This is a genomic window from Nitrosomonas sp. (assembly GCF_022842015.1).
Taxonomy (GTDB): Bacteria; Pseudomonadota; Gammaproteobacteria; order Burkholderiales; family Nitrosomonadaceae; genus Nitrosomonas.
The window spans coordinates 1-4856 of the sequence record NZ_JALHQJ010000116.1 but is presented as its reverse complement, the minus strand read 5'-3'; the positions used below and the strand labels follow the sequence as shown (position 1 = coordinate 4856).

Annotated in this window: 6 protein-coding genes; 3 read left to right on the top strand and 3 right to left on the bottom strand. The window is 42.9% G+C overall.

Translation table 11 applies throughout. The features are described 5' to 3' along the window. On the bottom strand, positions 1-260 hold a 260-nt coding region (locus Q0C11_RS14350; RefSeq protein WP_293009132.1), incomplete at its 3' end, for a class I tRNA ligase family protein. A gap of 227 nt (positions 261-487) precedes the next feature. Continuing rightward, the gene (locus tag Q0C11_RS14345) at positions 488-694 is read right to left on the bottom strand and encodes a dodecin (RefSeq protein ID WP_293009130.1); all 207 of its coding nucleotides are present in this window, start codon (positions 692-694) and stop codon (positions 488-490) included. A gap of 85 nt (positions 695-779) precedes the next feature. On the opposite strand from Q0C11_RS14345, the gene Q0C11_RS14340 reads away from it, so the two are divergent. Continuing rightward, complete coding sequence (locus Q0C11_RS14340) at positions 780-1565, top strand: M48 family metallopeptidase (RefSeq protein WP_293009128.1); 786 nt, start codon at positions 780-782, stop codon at positions 1563-1565. A 4-nt stretch (positions 1566-1569) separates the two neighbouring features. Here Q0C11_RS14340 and Q0C11_RS14335 read toward each other — a convergent pair whose 3' ends face one another. Next, on the bottom strand, positions 1570-1956 hold the full coding sequence (locus Q0C11_RS14335; protein ID WP_293009126.1) for a VOC family protein: 387 nt from the start codon (positions 1954-1956) through the stop codon (positions 1570-1572). A gap of 313 nt (positions 1957-2269) precedes the next feature. Between Q0C11_RS14335 and Q0C11_RS14330 the strand changes: the two genes are divergently transcribed. Then, entirely contained in the window at positions 2270-2761 is a 492-nt protein-coding gene (locus Q0C11_RS14330; protein ID WP_293009124.1) for a chemotaxis protein CheW, read from the top strand. Between the two features lie 61 nt (positions 2762-2822). Beyond that, positions 2823-4544: a methyl-accepting chemotaxis protein gene (locus Q0C11_RS14325; protein WP_293009122.1), complete on the top strand. Its 1722-nt coding sequence runs from the start codon at positions 2823-2825 to the stop codon at positions 4542-4544. Positions 4545-4856 lie beyond the last annotated feature (312 nt).

The following is a 4856-nucleotide window of genomic DNA, read 5'->3' as shown; positions in this document are numbered from 1 at the left end:
TCTGCCGGGAGACCGAACGCGTCCCAGCCCATCGGTTGCAATACGTTAAAGCCCTGCATACGTCGGTATCGCGACAATACATCACCGATGGTGTAATTTCGTACATGCCCCATATGCAATTTGCCGGAGGGATAGGGAAACATCGACAAACAGTAGTATTTAGGTTTCTCAGGAATTTCGATTGCTTTGAATGCGGATGTTTGTTCCCAATATTGCTGTGCGTTTTTTTCAATTTCCTGGGGATGGTATTTTTCTTGCATGGACGTAGAGTTTGGTTTTTACTTAAGATAGCTAATTATAGCGTGAAGTATTTAGATGGAATGTGTCTATTATGGGCTCTTGTTGACAGCAGTGATATTCGATTGATCCTATACGGGGTTCTTTTCAGCACAATTAGCCCCCTTGGAGTTTCACTCGAAATGCACTGCCTCAATAATCTAAGATTGCCTACATTCTAGAGCACTTCCAACCGTCCTAATCAATAGGATTAATCCAAACGAAAGCCAATTTTAAGCTTCACTTGGTAGTGTGCAACTTTGCCATCAACGATATGCCCGCGTGTTTCCACTACTTCAAACCAATCCAAGTTACGCACACTTTTACCAGCTTTTGCAACCGCTAGCTGAATGGCATCATCGCTGCTTTTGGTTGATGAGCCAACAATTTCAATGATTTTATAAATATGATCGCTCATTCTGAGTCTCCTATGCTATTGTCGAGAATTGAGTTATATCATATTCTTGGTTATCCGCTGATCCAACGTACGGAGAATATTAATTATGAAGTTCAGATTATTACTAATTCTATTCATTATTATTTTACTCGCGGCCTGCGCGACCACGCCCACGGGGAGAAGCCAACTGGCTTTCATGCCTGACAGTGAGCTTGATGCAATGGGGTTGCAGGCATTTACAACGATGAAGAAAGAAAAATCAATTAACCAGAATACGCGAGAAAATCAGTTTGTGCGTTGCGTTGCAAATGCTATTACTCGTGAAGTTGGAGGAGACTGGGAAGTGGTGGTGTTTGAAGATGATACGTTGAATGCATTTGCTTTGCCGGGAAATAAAATTGGCGTTCATACTGGGCTGGTTGATCTTGTCGATAATCAAGATCAGTTAGCTTCCGTGATCGGTCATGAGATTGGTCATGTGATGGCGAAACACAGTAATGAACGGATGTCGCAGAAACTGGGGGCGCAAATGGGAATGTCCATCATCGCGGCGGTCGCTGCACCGACTACTCCCATGGGACAAACCGCATTAGGCTTGCTTGGAGTCGGCACACAATATGGCTTGATTATGCCGTTTAGTCGTCTGCATGAAAGTGAAGCCGATGAAATTGGTATTGAATTAATGGCAAAGGCTGGATTTAATCCTGCGGAAAGTATTACATTATGGCAGAAAATGGCGCAGGCCAGCAAAGGGGAGCAACCGGCAGAGTTTCTGTCGACGCATCCGTCCCATGAAACCCGAATTGATGATTTACGGGCGCTCCTACCTAAGGCCAACAAGATGATGCAGCAAGCACGCGCAGCCGGTAAGAGTCCGGACTGTAAAAAATAACAGCTTATTTCCGAGGTTCCGGTTCATCTGCTGGGAAGTCCAGTTCAATTTTTGCACCGTCTGGATCATGACAGAATAATTGCCATATTTCCAATCCCTTGAGGCGGTGCAATTCATACTCGATATTATATTGTTTTAAGGTATCAACCACGGCTTGCAGGTTAGATGCGGTGAAGGCCATATGATCTATGACGCCAGCTGCGTTGACTGGCATAGGTCTGCCTGCCATGATATGCAATGTGGCTTGATTCCCGACATAAAGCCATGCACCTGGAGATGCCAAGGGTGGACGATAACCTTCTTTAAGTCCCAAGATATCGATATAAAAAGCCTTGCTTCTATCTAGGTTGCTACTTAATACCGTGAAATGATTCATGCCTGCGATAGTCATTTTGTAGTTATCCTTTGTAATTATAGACTTAGTTTGTATCACGCGTAATAAAATAATTCATCCTGTAGTCAGGTAATCATCTGAATAAAAAACCTATAAAATCATTTAATTATGGCTAATAATGAATAATCTTTTTATAGTTATTATTTTTACAGATATAAAGTGATTTTGCTTGCCTATTCCCAGTTTGATTGATTACCGATTCTATTAAAATCTGCAAACTCATTTAAGAAAATATTCCTTTTTCCGTAAATCATTACCTGCGAGCTAGCACAGAGTTCGTGTTTTTCATATAGAAGATGGAGTGAGATTTATGTTGCAAGAACGAATCGCAAGTTTAGCAGATAGTCATTTAAACAACGAGTTTCTAACTTTTTGCCTAGGCAAGGAAGAATATGGGATAGAGATTCTTAAAGTACAGGAAATTCGTGGTTATGATGCTATTACTCAGATTGCCAATGCGCCAAATTTTATCAAAGGTGTAGTTAATTTGCGTGGAATTATCGTGCCCATTATCGATATGCGGATTAAATTCAAGCTAAGTGATGTGACGTATGATCAATTTACCGTGGTAATTATTTTAAATGTATCCGGGCGTGTCGTAGGAGTCGTAGTGGATGGTGTGTCAGATGTAATTACTTTGGAAGCAGAACAAATGAGGCCTACACCGGGATTAGGCTCAGTAATTGATACTGAGTACATTATGGGGCTGGGTGCCGTCGGCGAACGCATGTTGATATTGATTGATATCGAAAAACTGATGAGCAGCAGTGGCATGGAGTTGATTGAGCAAAGCATAGATTGATGAGATTCTGATAAGTTTTTCTATAGATTTGGAACGAATTGTGGATTTTTAGGAGGTTTTTATGTTGAAGAATATGACGATAAAGTCGAAATTGGCATTGGTAATAGGCATGTTGTCGGTATTGTTGGTAGGTGTTGGTGCCTTGGGTTTGTATGGCATCGATCAATCTAATGATGGTTTAAAAACGGTTTATCAAGATCGCACGGTAGTTCTGGGAGATCTGAGTTTGATACTCGACCGGATGCATCGTGTTCGTCTCAATGCAGTAATGGCAGCTAATATACAAGATGTTGCGGTTGCAAAGCAGCGTGCTGCAATGACAGCTGAAAGGGATGCTGAAATCAATGTCACATGGCAGAAATTTATGGCTACTTACTTGACGCCTGAAGAGGAAAAGTTGGCGAATAATTTTGCGCAACAATGGCCGATATATAAAGAAGCTCGTGATCGTACAATGAATCTGGCCATGGCAGGGAATTTTGAGGTGGCTGCTGATAATGCTACAAATGATGCGGCGCCAAGCTTTGATGCAGTGCATCAAACTATGTTTGATTTGATTGAATTGCAATCAAAAGTTGCAGGTCAGGAATATGCAGAAGCGCAAAGCAATTATAATTTTGTATTTACGATAACCGGTGCCGCGATAGGATTGGGTGTGGTTCTGGCGATTATTATTGGCCTACTTATGATTCGTGCCATTGTTGGTCCGCTAAATGAAGCGGTTGTGGTTGCGAATGCAGTGGCATCAGGTGATCTGACTAGCCGAATTGAGGTCAATTCAACCAATGAAACCGGACGTTTATTGCAAGCACTCAAAACCATGAACGAAAACTTGATCGAATTAGTCAGTAAAGTGCGCACAGGAACTGATCAGATTGCTACGGCCTCTGGTGAGATTGCTTCAGGCAATACTGATTTGAGTCAGCGTACCGAGGAGCAGGCATCTAGCCTGGAAGAAACCGCATCTTCCATGGAAGAATTGACCTCTACCGTGAAGCAAAATGCCGATAATGCGCGTCAAGCCAATCAGTTGGCGGCAGGAGCATCTGAAGTTGCTGTAAAAGGTGGAGCTGTAGTTGGCCAGGTAGTGCAAACTATGAGTTCAATCAATGAAAGCTCCAAGAAGATTGTGGATATTATCAGTGTCATAGATGGTATAGCATTTCAGACCAACATTCTGGCACTGAACGCTGCAGTCGAAGCGGCGCGTGCGGGTGAACAAGGTCGCGGTTTTGCGGTAGTGGCTACCGAAGTGCGCACGCTGGCGCAACGTTCAGCAGCGGCGGCGAAAGAAATCAAGGAATTGATCAGCGATTCAGTAGCTAAAGTAGAAGATGGCACTCGTTTGGTGGATGAGGCGGGTACCACGATGGATGAGATTGTAACTGCGGTTAAGCGAGTAACCGATATTATGAGTGAGATCTCAGCGGCATCTCATGAACAAAGTGCAGGTATTGAGCAAGTAAATCAGGCTGTGACGCAGATGGACGAGGTTACGCAACAAAATGCGGCTTTGGTCGAAGAAGCGGCTGCAGCGGCCGAATCTATGAGTGATCAGGCGCAAGCTTTGACTCAAGCAGTCAGTGTCTTTAAAATATCTGGAGGAGCTGGCTATACACAGGGTATGCCAATTAAAAGAAATAATCGCTCTGCATCAGTTGCCAAATTACCAAATAGAGCACCTACGAAGAGAGCAGCAGTGAAGTCCGACGAGGATTCTGCCTTAGTACAGTCACGCAAAGTCGCGTCCGGTGGTGGTGGAGATGATTGGGAACAATTTTAGTACGAAGCTAATCAGGCCAGCCTAAGTTCAGTCGCTTACGGTCAATAGTCGGACTAAAGAAATTTTGATATAAGCACCACTCAATTACTGAGTGGTGCTTTTTATTCGATCAGAGAACTCAATATTGTGTTCTCTGCCAAATTAAAATGAGTTACCTTAATGTTTTTGAATCTGTGAGCGAGAACCAAATATGCATCTTCATTGGGGTGTGACAAAAATCACAGTCATAGTTTAGATATAAGGGTAAATTCCCTCTCTGTTTTCATCTTCAAGAATACTCAGTTGGTATTAAACTTAAAATCAGTTATCGCA